Here is a 23763-nt window from a genome sequence, read left to right on the forward strand (position 1 = left end):
CATCGGAGCTCTGTCATGCCCTCGATCCGTGTCCTTGCCTTGACCCTTTCCCTGTCCGTCGCGACCGCAGCGGCGGCCGCTGCCGAGCCGGTTCGCTATCTGGAGTTGAGCAACCGCGCCTACGACGCGCTGACGGCGCTGGCAGTCGCTGCCCCAGGCAGCCATGCCTTCCGTGACGTCGCGCTCGGTGCGCCGTTGCGGGGTGGCGGCGACGCAGCGACCTTCCCGCTCGCAGGCGCCGCATGCCGCTACGACCTCCGCTTCACCTTTCGCAACGGACGTTCGATGCTGTATCCGGATGTGGACGTCTGTGCCCACCGCGTGCGCATCCGGCCGTTGCCGCGCCTGCAGCCGGGCGCGCGTGCGTTGCAGGTCGCGGGAGCCGCAGGAACGTCGCCCTGACGCGCGCCGCGTTCGGCTTCGTCGCCGTGCGACTGTGTCGTCGCAAGGCGCTCTCCGTCGCGGCGGAGGCCGCGCCTGCGAATGCGTGCGGAGAGGGGCGCTAGCCCGCCTTCGGTGGCAACCCGAGCAGTTCCGCCGGCAGCGCCGGCATCGGCGTGCGCTCGTCCAGCGCCTCGCGCTTGAGCCAGTCGACGAAGTGGCTGGCGGCCGGGCTGAGCAGGCGGTGGGTCGGATGCACGATGTAGTAGGAATAGCGCGCGGTCAGCGCCGGGCCGGGCAGGCGCACCAGTTCGTAACGCTGCAGGTAGGGCTGGGCGATGTGCTTGCGTGCCAGCACCGCGCCCACGCCGTACACCGCCGCGCGCATCGCATCGGTGCTGTCGTTGAAGGTGTGCATGGGCGGCAGCGCCACACCGCGCACGCCGGCGGCGCGGAACCAGTCGCGCCAGCCCTGTGGCGACATGTCGGTGAGCAGCGGCAACTGCGCGATCTGCTCGGGTCGGCGCAGCGTCGCCAGTTGCGGCAGGGCGGGCGAGGCGACCGGGAACAGTTCGTCGTCCATCAGATGGTGCGAGGTCAGGCCCGGCCAGGCGCCCTGGCCGTAGCGGATGCCCAGATCCGGGCCGCCCTCCTCGAAGCGCGAGAACGCCGCATCGGTCTGGATGTCCAGCCGCACGTGCGGATACGCCTGGCAGAAGCGCGGCAGGCGTGGCAGCAGCCAGCAGTACGAGAGCGAGCGCAGCGTGGTGAGGCGCAGCGGCGCGGTGTCGGCCTGCGGATGCAGGTTGCCGGCGACCGCGGCGATGTCGGCCAGCGCCGCGCTGGCGGCATCGGCCAGTTGCCGGCCTTCGGCGGTCAGCTTGACCCCGCGCGCGTGGCGCTGGAACAGCGTGGCGCCGAGCAGGGCTTCCAGGCGCCGCACATGGTGGCTGACCGCGCTGGCGGTGAGATGCAGTTCCTCCGCGGCATGGGCGAAGTTCTGGTGGCGCGCCGCGGCGGCGAACACGCCGAGTGCGGGCAGCAGGGACGGGCGCAGTTGCATGAGCAGACACGCGGCAGATTTGTGGCTCGCGACGATACTACGCGCTTGTCGGCCCCGTGGTGCAGGGCGATGCTGGCAGCCGAACACGACATGCGCGGCGGGCAGCGGTGATGCGGAGTCGGTGCGGATGTGCCGCCCGGCGTCCTCAGCCGGCAGCGGATGCGTGGCGTCGCACGACCGCTGCGGCGCGTGTCCGATCGACCGCGAGCCTCTTCCATGCCCACCTCCGATCCTTCCCTGCAGCCGGCCATCGCCTCCGCGGCTGCTGCCTCCGCATCCGACGGCGCGCCCGCCCGCGACTGGCGCACGCCGCTGGAACTGGGTTTCCTCGGCGTCGTCTGGGGCTGCTCGTTCCTGTTCATGCGCGTGGCCGCGCCGCAGTTCGGCGCCTACGCGCTGGTGGAACTGCGCCTGGCGCTGGGCGCGGCGGTGCTGCTGCCGTTCCTGTGGCTGGCGCGGGCGCGCTTCCCGTTGCGGCGCTGGCCGACCCTGGCGGCGATCGGCTTGCTCAACTCGGCGCTGCCGTTCCTGCTCTTCGCCTGGGGCGCGCAACATGCGCCGGCGGCGATCGGCGCGATCTGCAACGCGATGACCGTGCTGTTCACCGCCTTGATCGCCTTCCTGTTTTTCGGCGAGAAGATCGGCACGCGCCGCGCGCTGGCGCTGTTGATCGGCTTCGCCGGCATCGTGGTGCTCGCCACCGGCAAGTCGGCCGGCATCAGCGTGGGCCCCGCCGCGCTGGCCGGCACCACTGCCTCCCTGCTGTACGGCATCGGCTACAGCCTGGTGAAGCGGCACATGAGCGATCTGCCGCCGGCCGCGGCGGCGGCGTCAACCCTGGGCTGTAGCGCGTTGCTGCTGGCGCCGCTGGCCTGGACGCACTGGCCGGCCGCACCGGTACCGGCGGTGGCCTGGGCCTGCGCCGGCGGCCTGGGCGTGCTCTGCACCGGCCTGGCGTTCCTGTTGTACTACCGGTTGATCCAGCGCATCGGCCCGGCGCGCGCGTCGACGGTGACCTATCTGGTGCCGGTGTTCGGCGCGCTGCTGGCCTGGGCGATCCTCGGCGAGCCGCTGACCTGGACCATGTTGCTGGCCGGCATGCTGATCCTGGGCAGCGTCGCCTTCAGCCAGCGCGCGCGGTAGCGGCGCAACTGGCAGGCGTGCGCGAGGACGTCGGCGCGCCGCAAATTCCGTGTCCACACTTTGCCTGAGAACGACGCAATGACCGATTCCCTGCTCGCATCGCAGTTCGCCTTCAAGGCCTGGGCCAACGCCGAACTGCTGCAGGCGCTGGCGCAGATCGATGGTGCGGCGTTTCCGGCGCAGCGGCAGCGCGCGATCCGGCTGTTGAACCATACCTACGTGGTGGACCGGATCTTCGCTGCGCACCTGGAGGGCGGCACGCATGCGTTCACCGCGAGCAATACGCCGCAGACGCCGGAACTGAAGGCGCTGGGTGCGGCGGTGGCCGAATCGGACCGGTGGTATGCCGACTATGTCGCCCGGATCGACGCGCCCGCCTTGCAGCAGACACTGGCCTTCCATTTCACCGATGGCGATGCCGGCCGCATGCGCCGAGAGGAAATGCTGTTCCACGTGCTCGCGCATGGCGCTTTCCACCGCGGCAACATCGCCATGCTGTTGACCGAGTGCGGCGTGGAGCAGCCGCGCGAACTGTTCACCCGCTTCCTGCACGCGCAGCAACCGCAGCGGCGCAGCGTCGGCGGCGCCTGAGCGCGCACCGTCCGGCGCGCGCATGACGCGTCACTTCGGCGGCGTACGCACCGGCAGCGGCACATTGCACAGGTCGATGTGCCCGGCCGGACGCTTGTAGAAATCGTCGCGGCGGTTGCGTCGCGCCTCGACCACCTCGCGGAAGGTGCGCGTATCGGTGCGCAGCAATTGCAGCGGGGTGCGCTCGTTCTCCGGCACATCGCTGGCCAGGCGGATGGCGTGGATCGGGGTGCGTTGTTCGGGTTTTTCGTAGAAGCCCATCGGGTCCGGCCCGCGCGGGATCACGCTGAGCAGTTCCATGCCCTTGACCACGCGGCCGACCACGGTGATGTTGCGGTCCAGTTGCCGCGGCGATTGCCCGGTGACCACGTACAGTTCGGCGCCGATGCTGCTGTCTTCGTCGTTGTTGCGGCCGGCGCCGAGCGTGCCGTAGCAATGCGCCAGCCAGGCGGTGCCGGCCTTGGGATCGCGCGCCACCGGAAAGCCGTCGACGAAGCCCACCTGCGGCGCCCAGCCGTCGCGGTCGGGCAGGGGCTGGAACGCCAGGCCCGCGGCCGGGCGCTGGAATTCGGCGGGCAGGTGGGTCTTGGCGCTGCCCAGCGACCTGGCCTTGCCCGGCTCCTCGCCGTCGGGGTCGCCGAACTGCACCACGAAATTGTCCTGCGCGCGGTAGATGCTCAGGCCGTCCCAGAAGTGCTCGTGGGCCAGGGTGCGGATGTTGCCGACGTGTTGCGGCGCGAACGCCGGCGCCAGTTCGATGATCACCCGGCCGGTGTCCAGTTCCAGGTACAGCGTGTTCGCCGGATCCAGCGTGCGCCAGTCGCTGGGCTTGGATGCGTCCAGGATCTGTTGCGGGCTGCGGTAGGGCACGGCCGGCGGCGGTGCCCCGGCCGACGCGGCGAAGGTGGACAGCGACAACGCGAGGGCGAGCAGGGAAGTGCGCAGCGGCATGAGGGCGGCCCGGTCGGTGAGCGCCCGATTCTCACCGAAGCGGCGGCCGCTGCCAATGTGCCAGCGGCATGGCGCGACCGCCGTGCCGCCGACAGCGCTGTCTACGACAGCGCGCGCTTCTGCGGTTCCTGTGTGTCCTGCACCGGCGCCTGGTTCGGCAGCGGCGGCAGCGCGGCCAGTTGCCTGGCGCTTTCCGCCGCCGGGATGGTGGCCGCCTGCGCGGCGTCCACGTAGGCCACCCGCTTGTCGCCGGCGCTGGGGTCGCCCTGCACCGCGAACACGCGGCCGTTGTCGTTGCGCAGCACGTGATCGACCTGGGTCAGGCCGTCGCGCCTGGCTGCCAGCAGCAAGTTGCTGGCGACGTTGGCGTCGTACGGGGTGAGCTTGCGCTCGATCGCCTGCTGCATCGCCTGTTGCCGCGGGTCGGCGGCGGCAGCGGCGTGCGGCTCCGGCCCGCTGCCGGTGGCGCGTGTCGGCGCCGTCGGCGACTTCTGCTCTGGCGTTTCGGCCTTGGCGTCGATGCGTTGCAGATCGCCGCCCGGCGTGCCGCCGGCGCTGTCGGCCACGCGGAACAGGCGCTCGCTCAGGCCGTACTGGGAATTGCCCAGGTTGCGCGCCAGGCCGATCGCGAAGTCCTGCGGACTTTGCTTGGCGTACTGCGCCGCCTCGTGCGCGGTCATCGGGCTGGCCTGCGCCGCGCGCTGGTACTGCTGACGCAGCGCATCCATCTGCCGCTCGGAGAAGTGCAGGGTGAGCTCCTGGCCGGCCTTCGCCGGACCCGCGGCACCGGCCTTGCCGGCGAGCACCGAGTTGAGCAGCTGCGCCTGGTTCTCGTCGACCTTGTCGAACTTGAACTGGTAGCTGCGTTCGTCCACGCGCTCGTTGTTCGCGGCGTCGAACTGGCGGGTCATGGTCATCGGCACGTTGCCGGCGTACTGCACCTTGCCGACCAGACTGTAGCTGCCGTCGGCATAGGTGGTGCGCACGTTCTCCCCGGTGTTGCGCTGGCCGCCCAGCTCGGCCTTGAACGGGCCTACCGCGAGTTGGGCACGGGTTTCCGAACTCATCGTGAGGCTTTCGACCTTCTGTACGTCGCTGACGCCGGGTACGTTGGCGGCGAGCTTGCCGCTGGCCAGGAAGTCGCGATAGGCGGCTTGCGCCTGCGGCTCGCGCAGGTCGAAGGTGGCGGTGCGCATGGTCGCCTGGCCGAGCGCGTCCTGGCGGCCGAGCATGGCCTGGGCGATGTCGGTCTTGAATCCGACCGCCTCCAGCCGCTCCAGCGCCTGGGTCGGGCCGACCGCCACGCGCACGCTGTGCTCGTCCACGCGCTGCACGGCGTAGCTCATGCCGGCCGCATCGGTGCGCTCGCTGGAGGTGGCCAAGCCGCGAAACGTCGCCTCCATCGAGGTCTTGGCGAAGGCCTGGCCATCGAGCTTGACGCTGCCGTCCACCGGGATGGTCTGCGGGTCGAACGGATTCACCTGGGCGGCGGCTTCGGCCTTGGCCTCGCCGGGCAGGCGCACCTCGTAGCGGCCGCGCTCGCCGACCGCCTGGGTCAGGCTGCCGTCGACGGCCAGGCGCCCGGCCTTGAATGCGCCCTCGATGCGATGGCCCTGGGTGAATTCCATCTCCACGTTGAACACGGTCTTGCCGTCTTCCTGTTTGCTGCCGGCGCCGACCTTGCCGGTCTGCACCAAGGCGTACTCCAGTGGGCCACGCCTGGCTTCGGTGACCGTACGGCTGTACTCGAGCGAGCCTGCGCCAGCGTTCGGATCCCGCTTGATCGGGCCAGCGGAGTATTGGTTGCCGGAACTGGCGAAGCTCGGGTCGGTGGCCTGGCCGGGTTGCTGTTCGGTGGGGGACGGGCTCATGCGATACCTCCTGGAATGCATGTGGAACGGAACCGTCACGAGTGTAGGGCGCGCGACGTTGTCGAAACGTTTGCCGCGGCAATCGCGGCGTCTGGGCGGCGTGCATGACCAATGGCACGATCACTATGTTGAACTCGTTACTAGTATCTAGCTCAACCTAGCGAGGGCGTCATGGTCGAGCCGGATGCACAGCTGAAGAAATTCCAGAAGGAGCTGAGCGCCGGCACCGTGTCGCTGGCCCTGCTGGCGGTCTTGGCCGCGGCCGAGGCGCCGCTGTACGGCTACCTGATCGCCAAGCGCCTGGAGCAGGTGGGCGAGGGCGTGCTCAGCGGCAAGCAGAGCGCGCTGTACCCGGTACTGCGCAACCTTGAGGCGGCGGGGCTGCTGTCCAGCCATGTCGAGCCGTCGGTGGCGGGGCCGCCACGGCGTTACTACCGCATCACCGCGGCGGGTCTTTCCACGCTGCGGCAATGGGCCGCGGCGTGGCGCGCCACCCGCGATTCCGTCGATTCCGTGCTGAAGGGGATTTCAGAATGAGCAGCGCACACACCGCACCGCGGCCCTTGCCGACCACCATTCCCGACTACCTGGCGCAACTGCGCGCGGCGCTGGCCGGCGCCGACCCCGCGCTGGTCCAGGACGCGCTGTACGACGCGGAGGAATACCTGCGCTCGGAGCTGGCCGAGCAGCCGGGCAAGAGCGAGGCCGAGGTCATCGCCGGCGTCGCCGGCAGCTACGGCGCACCGGAGGAAGTGGCCGAGATCTACCGCGATACCGAGGTCACGGTGAACCGCGCGCTGAAGCCGCCGGCGCCGCCCAAGCGCAAATCGTTGCCCGGCCGCTTCTTTGGCGTGGTCGCCGACCCGCGCGCCTACGGCAGCCTGTTCTACATGCTGCTGTCGCTGGTCACCGGCATCTTCTACTTCACCTGGCTGGTCACCGGCGTCAGCGTGTCGGCGGGCTTGCTGATCCTGATCGTCGGGGTGCCGCTGCTGGTGCTGTTCTTCGGGTCGGTGCGGCTGCTGTCGCTGGTGGAGGGGCGCGTGGTGGAAGTGCTGCTGGGCGAGCGCATGCCGCGGCGGCCGCTGTACAGCGCACCGCAACAGCCGTGGCTGCAGCGCATCGGGCAGATGTTCACCGATGCGCGCACCTGGACCACGATGCTGTACTTCCTGCTGATGCTGCCGCTGGGGATCGTCTACTTCACGGTATTCGCGGCCTTGCTGAGCATGTCCTTCGCCCTGCTGTTCTCGCCGGCGGCCTTGCTGGACCCGGACATCGCGCACCTGACGATCAACATGGGGAGCACGCAGTGGAGCGGCAGCGAGACCTGGTTGCCGCTGGTGCTGATGAGCGTGCTCGGCGGCCTGCTGTTCTTCGTCACCCTGCACCTGTCGCGCGGCTTCGGCAAGGCGCATGGCCTGCTGGCCAAGCACCTGCTGGTGCGCAGCGAGGCGCCCTGATGTCCTGATGCACGATCGCCTGCGGCGTGGTCGCCGCGGGCGAGATGCCGCTCAGCCCGCCTTGCGGCTGCCGCGGCGCTTGAGCGGGGTGACGTTGCCGGCCGCCGACGCGCGGCTGGCGCCGGCATTGGCGGCGATGAAGCTGCGCACCTGCGGATACACGATGTCGCGCCAGCGACGGCCGCTGAAGATGCCGTAATGGCCGGCGCCTTGCACTTCCAGGTGCTGGCGGCGCGCCGCGGGAATGCCGGTGCACAGGTCCTGCGCGGCCGCGGTCTGGCCCAGGCCGGAGATGTCGTCCAGTTCGCCTTCGATGCTGAGCAGCGCGGTGTCGCGGATCGCGGCCGGGTCGACGCGTTCGCCGTCGATCACCCATTCGCCGCGCGGCAGCAGGAATTCCTGGAACACCACGCGGATGGTGTCCAGGTAGTAGGTGGCCGGCATGTCCAGCACCGCGTTGTACTCGTCGTAGAAGCGGCGGTGCGCCTCGGCGTCCTGCAGGTCGCCCTTGACCAGATTGGCGTAGAAATCCCAGTGCGACATGAAATGCCGGCTCGGGTTCATCGCCAGGAAACCGATGTGCTGCAGGAAGCCCGGGTAGACGGCGCGACCGTGGCCGGGGTAGGCCGGCGGCACGGTATGGATGACGTTGTGCTCGAACCAGGACAGCGGATTGCGCGTGGCCAGGTTGTTGACTTCGGTGGGGCTGCGGCGCGCGTCGATCGGCCCGCCCATCATCACCAGCGAGCGCGGCGTGGTCTCGCCGCGCCCGGCCATCAGCGAGACCGCGGCCAGCACCGGCACGGTCGGCTGGCACACGCTCATCACGTGCAGCGATTCGGCGCCGATGTGGCGGATGAAGTCCTGCACGTAGCGCACGTAGTCGTCCAGGCCGAAGTCGCCTTCGGACTGCGGCACCATGCGCGCGTCGATCCAGTCGGTGACGTAGACCTTGTGGTCGCGCAGCAGGGTGCGCACGGTGTCGCGCAGCAGGGTGGCGTGGTGGCCGGACAGCGGCGCCACCACCAGCACGGCCGGCTGCTTCTTGAGTCCGTCCACGACCTTGGCGTCGTCGCTGAAGCGCTTGAAGCGCAGCAGGCGGCAGAACGGCTTGCGCAGCACTTCCTGCTCGACGATCGGCAGGGCGTGGCCGTCGACTTCGACATGGTCCAGCGCCCAGGCCGGCTTCTCGTAGTCCTTGCCCAGGCGGTGCATCAACTCGTTGCTCGCGGCCAGGCGCTCGGCGCCGGGCAGCGTCGACCACAGGCTGTTGGGGTCGGAGAAGATCTTGGCGTTGGCTTCGGCCTGATGCACCCAGGGGGCGAGCAGGTTACGGGTCAGTTCGTGCCACTGGTAGAGCATGCCGGTGTTTCCATCCTGAGCGTATGCTGCCGTGCAGCATAACGCATCCGCGCGGTTTGCACCTTAATGGGGCACCAGACCAATCGTCTCCAGGGCCGCCGCATCCCCCGCCAGCGCTGGCGCCAGCCAGCAATGACTGCCCACCGGGCGCAGCCCGAGCGCACCGAACTGGCGCCGGTACCAGCGCGCCGCGCGGGGCTGGAAGCCGGCGTGGTCGCCGTCGAAGTCGTCCTCGGCGGCGAAGGTCTCCAGGAACGCCACCCCGCCACACAGCTCCACCAGGCCGGGCAGACCCTGGCGCAGTTCGCGACTTGGCACGTAGTGCAGCACGTCCGAACACACCAGCAGGTCCACCGGTGCGCACGGCCGCAGCCAGGCGAAATCGCCGAAGCGCGCCGGGTGCAGGTTGCGGTGGCGGCCGTAGCGGGCGACGGCGTAGTCGCTGCTGTCGAAGCCGAGATAGCGCAGTTTCGGCCGCAGCTTCAGCAGCGGCGCGCGCCAGGCGCCTTCGCCGCAGCCGATGTCGAGCACGCTGCGGATCGGCCGTTCCAGGTAGTACTCCGCCTGGGCCACGGCGAGCGCGACCTTGCGCGCCAGGCGCGCGGCATCGCCGATGCCGTCGCGGCGATACCAGCGCTGGAAGTAGTCGGCGTCGTACTGTTTGTCCATGCGGGCGTGTGGTCCGTGCGGGCGCCGGACGAATCGGCGAAAATGGCCGCACATCCTACGCCAGCGACACGGAGCCAGCGCATGCAACTCTACCTGTGGATCAAGTCCCTGCATCTGCTGTTCGTGATCGCATGGATGGCGGCGGTGTTCTACCTGCCGCGGATCCTGGTCAACGTCGCCGAGAGTGAGGGCCAGCCGCAGGTGCAGGAGCGCCTGGCGCTGATGGGGCGGCGCCTGTACCGCTTCGGCCACAGCATGTTCGGTCTGGCGCTGCTGCTGGGGCTGGCGTTGTGGCTGGGCTACAAGGTGCTGCCGAACGCCATGCCGATGGTCGTTGCGCCCGGCCTCAGCGGCTGGCTGCACGCCAAGCTCGGCCTGGTGGCGTTGATGCTGGCCTACTACATCTTCACCGGCCGCTGGCTCAAGCGCGTCGGCCAGGCTGGCGCGCTGCCGTCCTCGCGCGCGCTGCGCCTGTTCAACGAGGTGCCGGTGCTGGCGCTGCTGGTGGTGATCTGGCTGGTGCTGGCCAAGCCGTTTTGAGCGGGGATTGGGGATTTGGGATTGGGGATTCGAAAGTCCCCGTTTCCGACCCTTTCCGGGTTTGCGCCAGCAGCTAGGCGTTGCGGCTGTCGAGTTGCTTCAGTTCGCTGCGGGCCAGGTCGATCCACTGGCGTTGGTCGCGCTGGTAGTAGCGTGGGGCCAGGCTGGAGCGCTTCAGTACTTCGTTGAACACTTCGCCGGCGCGCTGCGGCTGGCCCGCGCGCTGCAGCAGTTGCGCGTAGCGCACGCGCGCTTCTTCGCCGGGGTAGTCGTCGGCGAGCGCGGCGTATTCCTCCAGCGCCGCGTCGGTCTGGCCCAGCGCCTCGGTGGCGCGCGCGTAGAGCAGGTGGCCGTCTTGCGAGCGGAACTGCGGGTTGGCGGCGATCAGCCGGTCCAGCGTGGCTTTCACCGCGGCCGGCTGGTCCAGGCCGAACTGCGCCTTGGCCAGTCCGAGCAGTAGTCCGGGGTCGTCGCGGTGGATGCCGCGCAAGCCGCTCTCGAACACCTCGGCCGCCTGCGCGTACTCGCCGTTATCCAGGTGCACCTCGGCCAGTTGCCGGCGGTTGTCCACGGTGTCGGCCAGTTCCAGGCGATTGCCGGCGGTGCGCTTGTCGCGGTTCGGATCGAGCGTGGCACCGACCTTGCGCAGGTGGCGGCGCGCGCGCGGATCGTTGCGCCACTCCGGCAGCAGTTCGGCGATCACGTAGATCAGGATCCCCAGATACGAAAAGATCAGCAGGATGAAGATCCAATACAGCGGGCGGCCGCTGCGCACCACGTGCACGCAGCAGGCCAACTGCAAGGCCAGCGACAGCAGGACGATGGGATTCATGGACAACGCTTCCTTGTGTCGCGATCAGGCCACTTCGTACGCCCCGTAGCTGCGCAGGCGCGCGTAGCGCTTCTCCAGCAACTGCTCGATCGGCTGCTGTTCCAGGGCGTGCAGTTCGTTGAGCAGGACCGCCTTCAGGCGCTTGGCCATCTGCGTGGGGTTGCGGTGGGCGCCGCCGATCGGTTCGCGGATCACCTTGTCGACCAGGCCCAGCGCGGACAGGCGCTTGGCGGTCAGGCCGAGCTGTTCGGCGGCGTCCTTGGCTTTGGAGGCGTCCTTCCACAGGATCGAGGCGCAGCCTTCCGGAGAGATCACCGAATAGGTGCCGTATTCCAGCATCAGGGTGCGGTCGCCCACGCCGATCGCCAGCGCGCCGCCGGAGCCGCCTTCGCCGATCACGGTGCAGATCACCGGCACCTTCAGTTCGGCCATTTCCAGCAGGTTGCGCGCGATCGCTTCGCTCTGGCCGCGCTCCTCGGCGCCGATGCCGGGGTAGGCGCCGGGGGTGTCGATGAAGGTCAGCAGCGGCAGCTTGAAGCGCTCGGCCAGCTTCATCAGGCGCAGCGCCTTGCGGTAGCCCTCCGGGCGCGGCATGCCGAAATTGCGCGCGATCTTGCTCTTGGTGTCGCGGCCCTTCTGGTGGCCGATGATCACCACCGCGCGGCCGTCGATGCGGCCCAGGCCGCCGACGATGGCCTTGTCGTCGGCGAACGCGCGGTCGCCGGCCAGTTCCTGGAACTCGTCGCAGAACACGTTGATGTAGTCCAGCGTGTACGGGCGCTGCGGATGCCGCGCCAGCTGCGAGATCTGCCACGAGGACAGGTCGCGGAAGATCTGCGCCGTGCGCACCCGCAGCTTGTCTTCCAGCGCGCTGACCTCGGCATCGACGTTGACCGCCGGGCCGGTGCTGGCGTTGCGCAGTTCCTGGATCTTGGCTTCCAGATCGGCGATGGGTTGCTCGAAGTCGAGGTAGTTCGGGTTCATTGGAAGCCGTCGGATGGATCAAAGGTGGGGAAGCTTAGCCGAATGTACGGCAACTGCCCGTACGCTGCGGTGTGGAAAGGCCGGCGGGGCGCGGCTGGCCGGCGGCGGCGGCTCAGGGAACGACCAGCGCACTGCGCCCGGTCAGCTCGCCGAAGGCGTGCACGAAGGTGTTGCATGCCTCGTTGGCCGAGGGCGGCAGCGAGGCGCCCAGCGTCGCGGTGGCGGTGGTGAACGCCATCTGCGCCTGGAAGGCTTCCTTGCGCAGGGCACGCTGCGCGTCGGCGCTGGTCGCGCGCAGGTGGCGCGCGTAGAGCGCGCGCAGCGGGCCGGCATGGGCCTCGTAGGCCGGGTCCAGCGGCGGCAACGTCGCCGGGGCCTTCTCCAGCGCGAAGCGCGGCGTCACGTAACGGCCCGGCCGCGCGCGCTCGAACGCGCCGGGCTGGCCCATGCCGGTCTCGACGTAGGCGATGAAGTCCGGCGCAGTGAAGATCTTGCGGTCGATCTTGCCGCCGCTGGCATCGACATGCGCGACGACCTGCTCGTCCGGGAACGGCTCGCGCACGCCGAAGGTCCAGTCCTTGTCGATGAACAGGTTGTGGGTCTGTTTGAACGGGCCTTCGAAGGTGACGCCGTTCAGTTCGATCCGCGCGTTGATCGAACCGAAGTTCTTCGCCTTGTCCGGGCCGGTGAGGTAGATCGCGTTCGCGGTCACGTACTCGCTCAGGGTCGGATTGATCAGTCCGCCCCTGGTATCGGCGTAGACGATGAAGCGCACATCGCCCAGGCGTTCGCTGCGCAGGTGGTGCTCGCCGGCCGCCAACGTCACCGGCTGCGCCTGCTGTGCCGGCACCTGTAGGGTCTTGCCGTCGAGCGTGATCGACAGCGGCGCGGCGGTGGGGTTGTCGATCTGGAAGTCGACCTTGGACGAGGAACACGCCGCCAGCGCGAGCGCGGCAGCGAACGGGAACAGCACGGTCTTCATCGCGGCATCCTTCCTTCGGCCATGTGCAACGGGCGCGCCGCGCTGCGCGCCAGGCTCAGTTCGCCCATGGCGGGTTGTATTTGACCTTCACCGCACGCACCGCCGGGTCGCCGCGCAGGGCGTCCAGCAGTTGCGGGTCCACGCGCACCGAATGGCTGCCGTTGAGGTCGAGCATGCCGGCGATGCCGCCCTGCGCCGACTGCAGCAGCAGGTCCAGGCGCAGGGGGGTCTTGCCCGGGCGGTGGCGGGCGAGCAGACCGTCGATGCGCGGCCAGGCGCTGCGCTGGCGCAGGTCCAGGCGCAGCGACAGGCGCTGCGCGTGGTGCGTGCAGATCTGCTCGTAGTCCCAGCACTGGCGGATGCGCATCGCGTAGCCGCCGTTGAATTCGTCCTCGCGCACGCCGCCCTTGACGATCAGGATGCGGTCGCGGGTCAGCAGGTGGCCGAACTCGGCGATGGCGTCGGAGAATGCGCTGCACTCGATGCGGCCGCGGCCGTCCTCCAGTTGCACGAACACCTGGCTGTCACCCTTGCGGCGCACGCCGACCACCTGGCCGGCGAGGATCGCGCTGACCTCCGGGCGCCAGGCGCGCTTCTCGCCGTCGCCGCCACCGCCGCGGCCGCCGCCGGATTGCGCGCAGATCTTCTCCAGCGCGCTCAGGTCGCAGCCAACCAGTTCGCGCACTTCGTCGCGGTACGGATCGAACGGATGGCCGCTGAGGTAGAAGCCCAGCGTCTCGCGCTCGCCGGCCAGCAACTGGCCCAGCGGCCATTCCTTGCTTTCCGGCAGGTCCAGGCGCAGCGCCGGGGCGCTGGTGTCCGCGCCGCCGAACAGCGAGTTCTGTCCGGAGGCGCGCTCGCGCGCCATCTGCTCGGTGGCCTTCATCACCTCCGGCAACTGCAGCATCAGCGTGGCGCGGTTGGCGCCCAGCCCGTCCATCGCGCCGGCGTTGATCATCGCCTCGAGGGTGCGCTTGTTGAGCTTGGCCGATTCCACGCGGGTGCAGAAATCCAGCAGCGAGGCGTACTCGCCGCCGCGCTCGCGCTCGGCCACGATCGCCTCGCAGGCGCCGCGGCCCACGCCCTTGATCGCGCCCAGGCCGTACTGGATGGTGTCCGGCGTGGCCGCCTCGAACATGTAGGCCGAGGCGTTGATGCGCGGCGGCAGCACGGTCATGCCGAGGTTGCGCACCTCGTCGAGGAAGCCGACCACCTTGTCGGTGTTGTCCATGTCCGAGGACAGGGTGGCCGCCATGAACTCGGCCGGGTAATGGCGTTTCAGCCACGCGGTCTGGTAGCTGACCAGCGCGTAGGCGGCGGCGTGCGACTTGTTGAAGCCGTAGCCGGCGAACTTCTCCATCAGGTCGAAGATTTCGTCGGCCTTGGCCTCGCCGACGCCGCCCTTGGCCGCACCCTCGCGGAAGATCTCGCGGTGCTTGGCCATTTCCGCCGGCACCTTCTTGCCCATCGCGCGGCGCAGCAGGTCGGCGCCGCCCAGCGAGTAGCCGCCGACGATCTGCGCCATCTGCATCACCTGCTCCTGGTACACCATGATGCCGTAGGTGTCCTTCAGGATCGCTTCGGTGCGCGGATCGGGATAGACGATCTCCTCCTGCCCGTGCTTGCGCGCGTTGAACGAGGGGATCAGGTCCATCGGGCCGGGGCGGTACAGCGAGACCAGCGCGATCAGATCCTCGAAACGGTCGGGGCGGGCGTCCTTCAGCAGCCGGCGCATGCCCGAGGATTCGAACTGGAACACCGCGCCGGTGTTGCCCGAGGCGAAGATGCCCTTGTAGGTCGGCGCGTCGTCGAGCGGGATCGTGGCGATCTCCACCGGCGGGATGCCGGCGCGCGCGTGGCGCACGTTGATCGCCTTCACCGCCCAGTCGATGATGGTCAGGGTGCGCAGGCCGAGGAAGTCGAACTTGACCAGGCCGACCTGCTCGACGTCGTCCTTGTCGAACTGGGTGACCGGGTTCTTGCCGAAGGTGTCGACGTCGTGTTCGGCGAACAGCGGGCAGAAGTCGGACAGCGGCGTCGGCGCGATCACCACGCCGCCGGCGTGCTTGCCGGCATTGCGGGTGAGGTCCTCGAGCTGCCGCGCCAGGTCCATCAGGTCGCGGACGTCGTCCTCGGCCTGGTAGCGCTGGATCAGCTCCGGCGAGGCCATCTCGCTGTCCTTGCCTTCGCCCATCGCATCCTTCAGGGTGATGCCGAGGATGTTGGGGATCAGCTTGGCGACGCCGTCGACCAGGCCGTACGGGAAGCCGAGCACGCGGCCGCAGTCGCGCACCACCGCCTTGGCCGCCATGGTGCCGTAGGTGATGATCTGGCTGACCCGGTCGCGGCCGTACTTGCGCGCCACGTAGTCGATCACCTCGTCGCGGCGATCCATGCAGAAGTCGATGTCGAAGTCGGGCATCGACACGCGTTCCGGGTTGAGGAAGCGTTCGAACAGCAGGTTGTACGGCAACGGATCCAGGTCGGTGATCTGCAGCGCCCACGCCACCAGCGAACCGGCGCCGGAGCCGCGGCCCGGGCCGATCGGGATGCCCTGGTTCTTGCCCCACTGGATGAAGTCGGCCACGATCAGGAAGTAGCCGGGGAAGCCCATCTTGATGATCGTGTCCAGCTCGAACTCGAGCCGGTCCACGTAGTCCTGGCGGGTCTTGCCGGGCGCCAGCGGGTTCTTTTCCAGGCGCGCGGCCAGGCCGTCGCGCGACTGGCTGCGGATCCAGCTGTCCAGCGTCTCGTCGTCGGGCACCGGATAGGCGGGCAGGAAGTAGGTGCCCAGCTGCATCTCGATGTTGCAGCGTTGCGCCAGCGCCAGGGTGTTGTCGATCGCGTCGGGGATGTCGGCGAACAGCGCGGCCATTTCCTCGGCCGACTTCAGGTACTGCTGGTCGCTGTAGTCGCGCGGTCGCTTGGGATCGTCGAGCACGCGGCCGGAGGAGATGCACACGCGCGCCTCGTGCGCGGCGAAGTCGCTGGCGTACAGGAAGCGCACGTCGTTGCTGGCGATCACCGGCAGGCCGCGGGTGCCGGCGGCGTGCAGGGCGAACTGGTTGAACGCCTCCTCGCCATCGCGGCCGGTGCGGGTCAGTTCCAGGTGCAGGCCGTCGCCGAAGATGCGCTGCCAGTCGGCCAGTTGCTGCTCGGCCAGATCGTGGCGGCCTTCGCTGGCCAGGCGCCCGGCCAGGCTCTCGCGGCCGGCCAGCGCGAACAGGTTGTCGCTGCCGGTCTGCAGCCATTCCGGGCGCAGCGCCACGCCGCCTTCGTTGCGGTGGCCTTCCAGCCACGCGCGGGTCAGCAGTCGCGACAGGCTCAGGTAGCCGTCGCGATTGCGGCACAGCACGGTCAGCCGCCACGGCGCCTGGGTGCCGGCGGCGATCAGCAGGTCGGCGCCGGCGATCGGCTTGATGCCCACGCCCTCGGCGGCCTTGTAGAACTTGACCAGCGCGAACAGGTTGTTGAGGTCGGTGACCGCCAGCGCGGGCAGGTCCAGCTCCACCGCGCGGCTGAGCAGGTTGGCCTGCTTGGCTTTCTTCGGGTCAGCCTGATCCGGTTTCTCGGGCACACGGATGGTCGAATCCGCCAGCGAGAACTCGGTGTGGATGTGCAGATGGGCGAAGCGGGAAGTGGACATGCGGAACCAGAGCGATGCCCGGGCAGGGTAGCGGCGGGGGGCGAGCCGGGCAAGGCTTGACAGGTGGAAGAGGCGGGACCGGGGACCCGGGGCCCGGGACCCGGAAAAGCAAAAGCCAGGACTGCCGTCCGCGCACGTGCTTGGGAGCATCGCGTGATCGGCGTGGACACCGGTAAGTGGCGTCGAATTCGGAGCCTATGCGACCAGTTGCCGTTCCGGGTCCCGGGTCCCGGGCTCCGGGTCCCGGCTTTTCAGGGCCATCCGCACCGGCGCGAAGCTGCGCCGGTGATGGATGCAGGGGCCGTGCGCGGCCAGTGCGGCCAGGTGCGCCGGGGTGGCGTAGCCCTTGTGCAGGTCGAAGCCGTAGTGCGGGTGTTCGTCGTGCAGGCGCTGCATGATCCGGTCGCGGGTGACCTTGGCCACGATCGAGGCGGCCATGATCGCGCGGTCGCGGGCATCGCCGCCGACCAGCGCCTCGGCGGCGCAGGGCAGACCCTTGGGCACGCGGTTGCCGTCGATGCGGGCGAAGCCGGCCACGTGGGCCACGCCCTCGACCGCGCGGCGCATGCCCAGCATGGTCGCCTGGTAGATGTTCAGCCGGTCGATCTCCTCGGCCTCGATCAGCACCACCTGCCAGGCCAGCGCGCGCTCGACGATGCGCGCATACAGCGTCTCGCGCCGCGCCGCGGTCAGCTGCTTGGAATCGTCCAGCCCGTTGATGCGGGTACGCGCCGGATCGAACACCACCGCCGCCACCGCCACCGGCCCGGCCAGGGGGCCGCGGCCGGCTTCGTCGACGCCGGCATAGAGCCGGGAATCGGGAGTGGGGAATGGGGAATGGGACAAAAGCGACTGCTGCGGCGACGGCGGGGGAAGGGAGCGCTTCATGCCGTTGCTCCTGTCGATTCCCGATTCCCGATTCCCGATTCCCGGCCCTCCAGCAATTCGAGCACCGCATCGGCCGCGCGCGCCGAGGCGTCCTGGCGCAGCAGCAGGTGCAGGCGTTCGTATTCGGGCTGCAGCGCCGCCACCGCCTGCGGGTTGCGCAGCCAGTGCAGCAGCGCGGCGGCCAGGGCGTCGGGGGTGCAGGCGTCCTGCATCAGCTCCGGCGCCAGGTCGTGGCCGGCGAGGATGTTGGGCAGGGCGTAGCGGTCCACCTTCAGCAGGCCCAGCGCCTTGACGATGCGGTAGGTGAGCGGGGCGACCTTGTAGCCGACCACCATCGGCCGCTTCACCAGCATGGCTTCCAGGGTCGCGGTGCCGGAGGCCAGCAGCACCGCATCGGCGGCGAGCAGCGCGGTGCGGGCGTGGCCGTCCAGCACCTGGGTGGCGGCCGCCGGCAAGGCCGAGCGCGCGAGTTGTTCTTCGATCAGCGCCTTGCACGCGGCATTGGCGGCCGGCACCAGCACGCGCGCGTCCGGAAGCTGCTGCAGCACCTGCGCGGCAGCGGCGAAGAAGGTGTCGCCGAGCTTGCCGATCTCGCCCAGGCGGCTGCCCGGCAACACCGCCAGCACCGGCACGTCGGCGGCCACGCCCAGGGACGCACGCGCCGCGCCGCGGTCTTCGTGCAGCGCGATCGCATCGGCCATGGGGTGGCCGACAAAGCGCGCGTCCACGCCGTGCTTGGCGTAGATCGGCGGCTCCATCGGGAACAGGCACAGCACCCTGTCGGCGCTGGCGCCGATCTTGGCCGCGCGCTGCTCGCGCCAGGCCCATACCGATGGACTGACGTAATGCACGGTGCGCAGCCCGCGCTGCTTCAGCCAGCGCTCCACGCCCAGGTTGAAGTCGGGCGCATCGATGCCGACGAACACGTCCGGGCGCCAGGCCAGCAGCCGCTCGCGCAGCGCGCGGCGCAGCTTCAGCAGGCGCGGCAGGTGCCGCAGCACTTCCAGCAGGCCCATCACCGCCAGCTCGCTGGCGTCGAACCAGGTCTGGCACCCGGCCTGGCGCATCGCCTCGCCCCCGACCCCGGCGAACTCCGCGTCGGGATAGCGCGCGCGCAACGCCTCGATCAGCCCCGCGCCCAGCAGGTCGCCGGAGGCTTCGCCGGCGACCAGGGCGATGCGCAGCTTCGCTGCGCGGGGAATGGGGAATGGGGAATGGGGAATGGTTGAAGCAACAGCGGGGCTGGGGCCGGGCGGGCGACCGCTCTTCCCATTCCCCATTCCCCATTCCCCATTCCCGGCATTCATCGCAACAACGGCCGCTCGCTGGATTCGATGAACTCCAGCATCGCGCGCACGTCCTCGCTGCCTTCGGCCAGCACCGCCAACTGGTGCTTGGCCTCGGCCAGCGGCAGGCCGGCCACGTACAGCGCGCGGTAGGCGCGCTTGATCGCGGCCACGCGCTCGGGATCGAAGCCGCGGCGCTTCAGGCCTTCGCTGTTGATGCCGCGCGGGCGGCCCAGGGAATTGCCGCCGACCATGGTGAACGGCGGCACGTCGCCGTTGATCAGCGCGCCCATGCCGAGGAAGGCGTGATCGCCGATGCGGCAGAACTGGTGCGCGCCGGCGAAGCCGCTGATGATCACGTGGTCGCCCACTTCCACGTGCCCGGCCAGGGTGGTGTTGTTGGAGAACACGCAATGGTTGCCGACGATGCAGTCGTGGGCGACGTGGGTGTAGGCGAGGAACCAGTTGTCGCTACCCACGCGGGTGATGCCGCCGCCGCTGCCGGTGCCGCGGCTGACGGTGACGAACTCGCGGATCACGTTGCGGTCGCCGATCACCAGTTCGGTGCGTTCGCCGGCGAACTTCTTGTCCTGCGGGTCGCCGCCGAGCGCGACGTGGCCGACCAGGCGGTTGTCGCGGCCGAGCCGGGTCGGGCCGACGATGCTGCAATGCGAGCCGATCTCGCAGCCTTCGCCGATCTCCACCTCGGCGCCGATCACGGTGAAGGCGCCGACGCGCACGTTGGCGGCGAGTTTCGCGCCGGGATCGATGATCGCGGAGGGGTGAATCAGGGGAGCGTTGGCGCTCATCGCAGGTCTCCTGCCAGGGTCATTCGCGGGTGCCGGCGCACAGCACTTCGGCGCAGGCCACGACCTTGCCGTTGACCTTGGCCTCGCCGTAGTACACCGCCATGTTGCGGATCACCCGCTTGATTTCCACATGCAGCTCCAGCACGTCGCCGGGCACCACCTGGCTGTTGAAGCGGGCGTTGTCGACCTTGACCATGTAGAACAGCTTGGACTGCGCGTCGCGGCCCATCGCCAGCTGGGTCAGGATGCCGCCGGCCTGCGCCAGCGCCTCGATGATCAGCACGCCGGGCATGATCGGCTGGCCGGGGAAATGGCCCTGGAAATACGGCTCGTTGATGCTGACGTTCTTGTGCGCGACGATCCGGCGGTTCTCGAAATCCAGCGAGACCACCTTGTCCACCAGCAGGAACGGGTAGCGGTGCGGGAGCAGTGCGCGGATCTGGTTGATGTCCGGCAGGGTGGCGTCCGGCAGGGGCTGATCGTGGCTCATTCCTTCTCCTTGCTGACAGACAGGATGCGACGGGCCAGGGCATCGAGCTGTTTGAAGCGCGCGGCGTTCTTGCGCCACGTGCGGTTGTCGGTCAATGGGGTGCCGGACGAGTACTCGCCCGGCTCGTGGATGGAGTTGCGCACGACCGACTTGCCGGTGACCACGACCTTGTCGCAGATCTCCAGGTGGCCGACCACGCCGACCGCGCCGCCGAGCATCACGTAGCGGCCGATCTTGGCGCTGCCGGCGATGCCGGTGCAGCCGGCGATGGCGCTGTGCGCGCCGATGTGCACGTTGTGCGCGACCTGCACCAAGTTGTCCAGGCGCACGTCTTCTTCGAGGGTGGTGTCTTCCAGCGCGCCGCGGTCCACGCAGGTGTTGGCGCCGATCTCGCAATCGTCGCCGATGCGGACGCCGCCGAGCTGCGGCACCTTGATCCAGCGGCCGGCGTCCATCGCCAGGCCGAACCCATCGGCGCCGAGCACCGCACCGGGATGCACACGCACGCGCTGGCCCAGACGCACCCGGGTGACCAGGGTGACGCGGGCGATCAGTTCGCTGCCGGCGCCCACCTGGCAGTCCTCGCCGATCACGCAGCCGGGGCCGATCACGCAGCCCTCGCCGATGACGCTGCGCGCGCCGATGCTGACGAACGCGCCGATGTGCGCGCCGGGCGCGACCTGCGCGCTGGGATCGATACTGGCGCTGGGATGGATGCCGGGCGGTCGCAGCGGGGCCACGTCGAACAGCGCGGCGATCTTGGCGAAGGCGACGTACGGATCGCGCGCGATCAGCGCGGTGCCGGGCGCGGCCTCGGCATCGTCGGCACGCAGCACCACGATCGCCGCCGTGCTGTCGGCCAGTTGCGCACGATAGCGGGGATTGGCCAGGAAGCTGAGCTGTCCCGGGCCGGCCTGCGCCAGCGTGGCCACGCCGCGCACCGCGACGCTGCCGTCGCCATGCACCTGCAGGCCGAAACGCTCGGCGATCTCGTCAGCGGTATAGGTCGAAGTATTCACCGGGAGATTCTACCGTGTGCCACCAGCACGGTCATACGTACGCCCGCGTAGGGCGAGCGCGCCGCTCTCGCAACGCTATCCCGGACAGGTCACGATTAACCGACTGGAGCAAAGCCCCCTTTGGTAAAGGGGGCGCGCCGAAGGCGCGGGGATTCGGAGAGTGATGAGCCGGGGCCCGCGATTCGCAATGCGAATCGTGGGGCGTCAGCGCGAATGCGGTGACGCGCTCGGGGCGCGCCGACAGGCGCGGGGATTAGGCAAGCCAAGCCCCAGCAGGTTTTCGCGCAGCGAAAACCTGGCTGCCAGGGGCGCAGCCCTGGCAGCGGGTGGGCAGTTCTTTTAGAACTGTCCACCAAAGGTGAACTGCAGGCGCTCGATCTCGTCGTTGTCTTCCTTCTTCAACGGAATCGCATAGCTGATCGAGATCGGGCCGACCGGGGCCCGCCACAGCAGGGCGATACCGGTGGAGGCGCGCAACTGGTTGGACTTGAAGTTGTCCACGCCATTGAACACGTTGCCGACGTCCACGAACGCCGAAATGCGCGCCGACGGGCTGTCGAACAGCTTCGGGAAGTACATTTCCGCCGAGCCCACGGTCTTGAACGAGCCGCCCAGCGGCTGGCCGCGGCGGTACGAGGCGGTGGCCTCCGAGCGCGGGCCGAGGGTGTTGTCCTCGAAGCCGCGGACCGAGTTGGTGCCGCCGGCGTAGAAGTTCTCGTAGAACGGCAGGCCCGAGGCGGTGACGCTGCGGATCAGGTTGGAGCCGTTGCAGGCCTGCGGGTTGTAGGTCGTCGTGCCTTGCGCATCGCTGGTGTAGGTGCCGCAGATGTCGCGCGACACGTCGCTGCCGTAGCTGTCGCCGTAGCCGAACTCCGCGCGGGTGTTGAGCACCAGCGCCGGCGAGATCGGCCAGTACTTGGAGATCTGGTAGTTGAGCTTCCAGTACTCCACGGTCGAACCGGGCAGGGTGGCTTCCAGGCCCACACGCTGGTACATGCCGCGGGTGGGCATGAAGTAGTCGTTGCGGGTGTCGCGCGCCCAGCCGAGCTCGCTGCGCCAGGCATGGAAGGTCTTGGTCCCGATCGCGTCGATGTAGTTGATGATCGCCTGCGGGGTGAAACCCGGATAGGTGGTGATCTGGTTGCTGTCCACGCCGAACATCAGCGAGACGCTGTCGGTCTCGGTGATCGGCACGCCGAAGATCACCTGCGCCGCGCCGTTGGTGCTGTTGTACTGCGCGGTGCCGAAGTCGGAGTAGTCCAGCTTGCGCCAGGACAGGTTGTAGCCCAGCGACACGCCGTCGTCGGTGAAGAACGGGTTGGTGTAGGAGAACGCGTAGCGCTCCTGGTAGCTGCTGCGCGAGGCGTCCACCGCGACGCGGTTGCCGCCGCCGAGGAAGTTGTTCTGCGACAGCTGCACCGAGGTGGTGACGCCGTAGGTCTGCGAATAGCCTAGGCCGAAGGTGAAGCTGCCCGAGGTGGTCTCCTTGACGTTGTAGACCACGTCGACCTTGTCGTTGCTGCCCGGCACCGGCGGGGTTTCCACGTCCACCGACTCGAAATAACCCAGGCGCTGCAGGCGGATCTTGGAGCGGTCGATCGCCGCCTGCGAGTACCAGGTGTCCTCGAACTGGCGCATTTCGCGGCGCAGCACTTCGTCGGAGGTGCGGGTGTTGCCGCGGAACACGATGCGCCGCACCGACACGCGCGGGCCCGGGGTCACCTGCAGGTTCACCGCCACCGTGCGCTTCTCGCGGTCGGTGGTCGGGATCGGGGTGACCTTGGCGAAGGCGTAGCCGATGTTGCTCAGGGTGTTGGTGATGGCGTCGGAGCTGTATTCCAGCAGCGCGCGCGAGAAGGTGTCGCCGGCCTTGGGGATCACCAGCTTCTCGATCTCTTCCTGCGGCAGGATGGTGTCGCCGGTGACCTTGATGTCGGAGATCTTGTACTGCTCGCCTTCGGTGATGCCGGCGGTCAGGTACATGTCGCGCTTGTCGGGGCTGATCGCCACCTGGGTGGAGTCGACGCTGAAGTCGACGTAGCCGCGGTCCAGGTACCAGGAGTTGAGCTTCTCCAGGTCGCCGGACAGCTTTTCCTTGGAGTACTGGTCGTCGCGGCGGTACCAGGACAGCCAGTTGTGCTCGCGCGACTCCCAGTTCTCCAGGATGTCTTTGTTGAGGAATTTCTCGGTGCCGATCAGGTTGACGTGGCGGATCTTGGCCGCCTTGCCTTCCTTGATCGCGATGGCCACGTCGACGCGGTTGCGGTCCAGCGGGCTCACCGTCGGGGTGATCTCGACGTTGTACTTGCCGCGGTTGTTGTACTGGCGGGTCAGCTCCTGGGTCACCCGGTCCAGGCTCAGCCGGTCGAAGGTGCCGCCTTCGCTGAGGCCGATGTCGGACAGGCCCTTGAGCAGTTCCTCGCTCTTGATGTCCTTGTTGCCGGTGACGGTCAGCTTGTTGATCGCCGGGCGCTCCTTGACCGTGACCACCAGGATGTTGCCCTGGCGGTCGACGCGCACGTCCTCGAAGAAGCCGGTGCGGTACAGGGCACGGATCGCCTCGGCGACCTTGGCCTCGTCCACGGTGTCGCCGCGTTCCACCGGCAGGTAGGTGAACACGGTGCCGGACGAAATGCGTTGCAGCCCGTCGACGCGGATGTCGCTGGCGGTGAAGGGCTCCGCTACCTGGGCCAGGGCCGGCAGGCTGAGGCTGGCGGCGAGGGCGAGGGCAAGCAGGCGGCGAGTGGGAAATCTCGTCATGTCACGTCCGGTAGAGGTCGATATCGTTGTTGC

At 69.0% G+C, this 23763-nt stretch carries 21 protein-coding genes; 6 read left to right on the forward strand and 15 right to left on the reverse strand.

Annotation, left to right across the window (positions count from 1 at the left end; translation table 11 throughout):
• The first annotated feature begins 15 nt into the window (after positions 1–15).
• Positions 16–402 carry a hypothetical protein gene (locus tag ACHWVH_RS05905; protein WP_152237365.1) on the forward strand — a complete coding sequence of 129 codons (387 nt, stop codon included), beginning with the start codon at positions 16–18 and terminating at the stop codon, positions 400–402.
• A 100-nt stretch (positions 403–502) separates the two neighbouring features.
• On the opposite strand, the gene ACHWVH_RS05910 is transcribed toward ACHWVH_RS05905, so the two are convergent.
• Positions 503–1444 carry a LysR substrate-binding domain-containing protein gene (locus tag ACHWVH_RS05910; RefSeq protein ID WP_017908809.1) on the reverse strand — a complete coding sequence of 314 codons (942 nt, stop codon included), beginning with the start codon at positions 1442–1444 and terminating at the stop codon, positions 503–505.
• Between the two features lie 216 nt (positions 1445–1660).
• On the opposite strand from ACHWVH_RS05910, the gene ACHWVH_RS05915 reads away from it, so the two are divergent.
• Positions 1661–2587, forward strand: a complete 927-nt coding sequence (locus ACHWVH_RS05915; RefSeq protein WP_017915767.1) for a DMT family transporter — start codon at positions 1661–1663, stop codon at positions 2585–2587.
• A 78-nt stretch (positions 2588–2665) separates the two neighbouring features.
• Positions 2666–3178 (forward strand): DinB family protein, encoded by a 513-nt coding sequence (locus ACHWVH_RS05920; RefSeq protein WP_394686833.1) that lies wholly within the window; start codon positions 2666–2668, stop codon positions 3176–3178.
• 30 nt (positions 3179–3208) lie between these two features.
• Here the strand turns inward: ACHWVH_RS05920 and ACHWVH_RS05925 are convergent, their stop codons facing one another.
• Together ACHWVH_RS05925 and ACHWVH_RS05930 are read right to left on the reverse strand one after the other, a co-directional pair.
• Positions 3209–4129: a peptidylprolyl isomerase gene (locus ACHWVH_RS05925; protein ID WP_394686834.1), complete on the reverse strand. Its 921-nt coding sequence runs from the start codon at positions 4127–4129 to the stop codon at positions 3209–3211.
• Positions 4130–4230: 101 nt separating this feature from the next.
• Complete coding sequence (locus tag ACHWVH_RS05930) at positions 4231–6000, reverse strand: XVIPCD domain-containing protein (protein WP_394686835.1); 1770 nt, start codon at positions 5998–6000, stop codon at positions 4231–4233.
• Positions 6001–6171: 171 nt separating this feature from the next.
• Here ACHWVH_RS05930 and ACHWVH_RS05935 point away from each other — a divergent pair, with 171 nt between their 5' ends.
• Both ACHWVH_RS05935 and ACHWVH_RS05940 read left to right on the forward strand, forming a co-directional pair.
• On the forward strand, positions 6172–6537 hold the full coding sequence (locus ACHWVH_RS05935) for a PadR family transcriptional regulator (protein ID WP_017908804.1): 366 nt from the start codon (positions 6172–6174) through the stop codon (positions 6535–6537).
• Positions 6534–7463, forward strand: coding sequence for a sensor domain-containing protein (locus ACHWVH_RS05940; protein ID WP_394686836.1), 930 nt, complete (start codon positions 6534–6536; stop codon positions 7461–7463). Before ACHWVH_RS05935 ends, ACHWVH_RS05940 begins: the two co-directional genes overlap by 4 nt.
• A 51-nt stretch (positions 7464–7514) precedes the next feature.
• On the opposite strand, the gene ACHWVH_RS05945 is transcribed toward ACHWVH_RS05940, so the two are convergent.
• Positions 7515–8825: a polyhydroxyalkanoate depolymerase gene (locus ACHWVH_RS05945; RefSeq protein ID WP_152238589.1), complete on the reverse strand. Its 1311-nt coding sequence runs from the start codon at positions 8823–8825 to the stop codon at positions 7515–7517.
• Positions 8826–8888: 63 nt separating this feature from the next.
• Positions 8889–9494 carry a class I SAM-dependent methyltransferase gene (locus ACHWVH_RS05950; protein ID WP_010344055.1) on the reverse strand — a complete coding sequence of 202 codons (606 nt, stop codon included), beginning with the start codon at positions 9492–9494 and terminating at the stop codon, positions 8889–8891.
• An 81-nt stretch (positions 9495–9575) separates the two neighbouring features.
• Here ACHWVH_RS05950 and ACHWVH_RS05955 point away from each other — a divergent pair, with 81 nt between their 5' ends.
• Positions 9576–10034 carry a CopD family protein gene (locus ACHWVH_RS05955; protein WP_267111596.1) on the forward strand — a complete coding sequence of 153 codons (459 nt, stop codon included), beginning with the start codon at positions 9576–9578 and terminating at the stop codon, positions 10032–10034.
• Between the two features lie 73 nt (positions 10035–10107).
• Here ACHWVH_RS05955 and ACHWVH_RS05960 read toward each other — a convergent pair whose 3' ends face one another.
• The 10 genes from ACHWVH_RS05960 to bamA form a co-directional block, all read right to left on the reverse strand.
• Entirely contained in the window at positions 10108–10866 is a 759-nt protein-coding gene (locus ACHWVH_RS05960) for a tetratricopeptide repeat protein (RefSeq protein ID WP_017908799.1), read from the reverse strand.
• Between the two features lie 24 nt (positions 10867–10890).
• Positions 10891–11850, reverse strand: a complete 960-nt coding sequence (locus ACHWVH_RS05965) for an acetyl-CoA carboxylase carboxyltransferase subunit alpha (RefSeq protein WP_394686837.1) — start codon at positions 11848–11850, stop codon at positions 10891–10893.
• 112 nt (positions 11851–11962) lie between these two features.
• Positions 11963–12832 (reverse strand): hypothetical protein, encoded by an 870-nt coding sequence (locus ACHWVH_RS05970; protein WP_394686838.1) that lies wholly within the window; start codon positions 12830–12832, stop codon positions 11963–11965.
• 55 nt (positions 12833–12887) lie between these two features.
• Complete coding sequence (gene dnaE / locus ACHWVH_RS05975) at positions 12888–16478, reverse strand: DNA polymerase III subunit alpha (protein ID WP_394686839.1); 3591 nt, start codon at positions 16476–16478, stop codon at positions 12888–12890.
• 195 nt (positions 16479–16673) lie between these two features.
• A complete protein-coding gene (locus ACHWVH_RS05980; RefSeq protein WP_193312663.1) occupies positions 16674–17366 on the reverse strand; it encodes a ribonuclease HII in 693 nt (230 codons plus the stop codon).
• A complete protein-coding gene (gene lpxB, locus ACHWVH_RS05985) occupies positions 17363–18646 on the reverse strand; it encodes a lipid-A-disaccharide synthase (protein ID WP_394686840.1) in 1284 nt (427 codons plus the stop codon). Before lpxB ends, ACHWVH_RS05980 begins: the two co-directional genes overlap by 4 nt.
• Positions 18647–18669: 23 nt before the next feature.
• Complete coding sequence (lpxA, locus tag ACHWVH_RS05990; RefSeq protein WP_152237374.1) at positions 18670–19461, reverse strand: acyl-ACP--UDP-N-acetylglucosamine O-acyltransferase; 792 nt, start codon at positions 19459–19461, stop codon at positions 18670–18672.
• 19 nt (positions 19462–19480) lie between these two features.
• Positions 19481–19951 (reverse strand): 3-hydroxyacyl-ACP dehydratase FabZ, encoded by a 471-nt coding sequence (gene fabZ, locus ACHWVH_RS05995; protein WP_010344048.1) that lies wholly within the window; start codon positions 19949–19951, stop codon positions 19481–19483.
• Positions 19948–20970, reverse strand: a complete 1023-nt coding sequence (lpxD, locus tag ACHWVH_RS06000; RefSeq protein WP_017908792.1) for a UDP-3-O-(3-hydroxymyristoyl)glucosamine N-acyltransferase — start codon at positions 20968–20970, stop codon at positions 19948–19950. The genes fabZ and lpxD overlap by 4 nt, the downstream gene beginning before the upstream one ends.
• Before the next feature lie 339 nt (positions 20971–21309).
• Positions 21310–23730 (reverse strand): outer membrane protein assembly factor BamA, encoded by a 2421-nt coding sequence (gene bamA / locus ACHWVH_RS06005; protein ID WP_017908791.1) that lies wholly within the window; start codon positions 23728–23730, stop codon positions 21310–21312.
• Between the last annotated feature and the right edge of the window lie 33 nt (positions 23731–23763).

This window comes from uncultured Xanthomonas sp. (assembly GCF_964278005.1).
Lineage (GTDB): Bacteria > Pseudomonadota > Gammaproteobacteria > Xanthomonadales > Xanthomonadaceae > Xanthomonas_A > Xanthomonas_A sontii.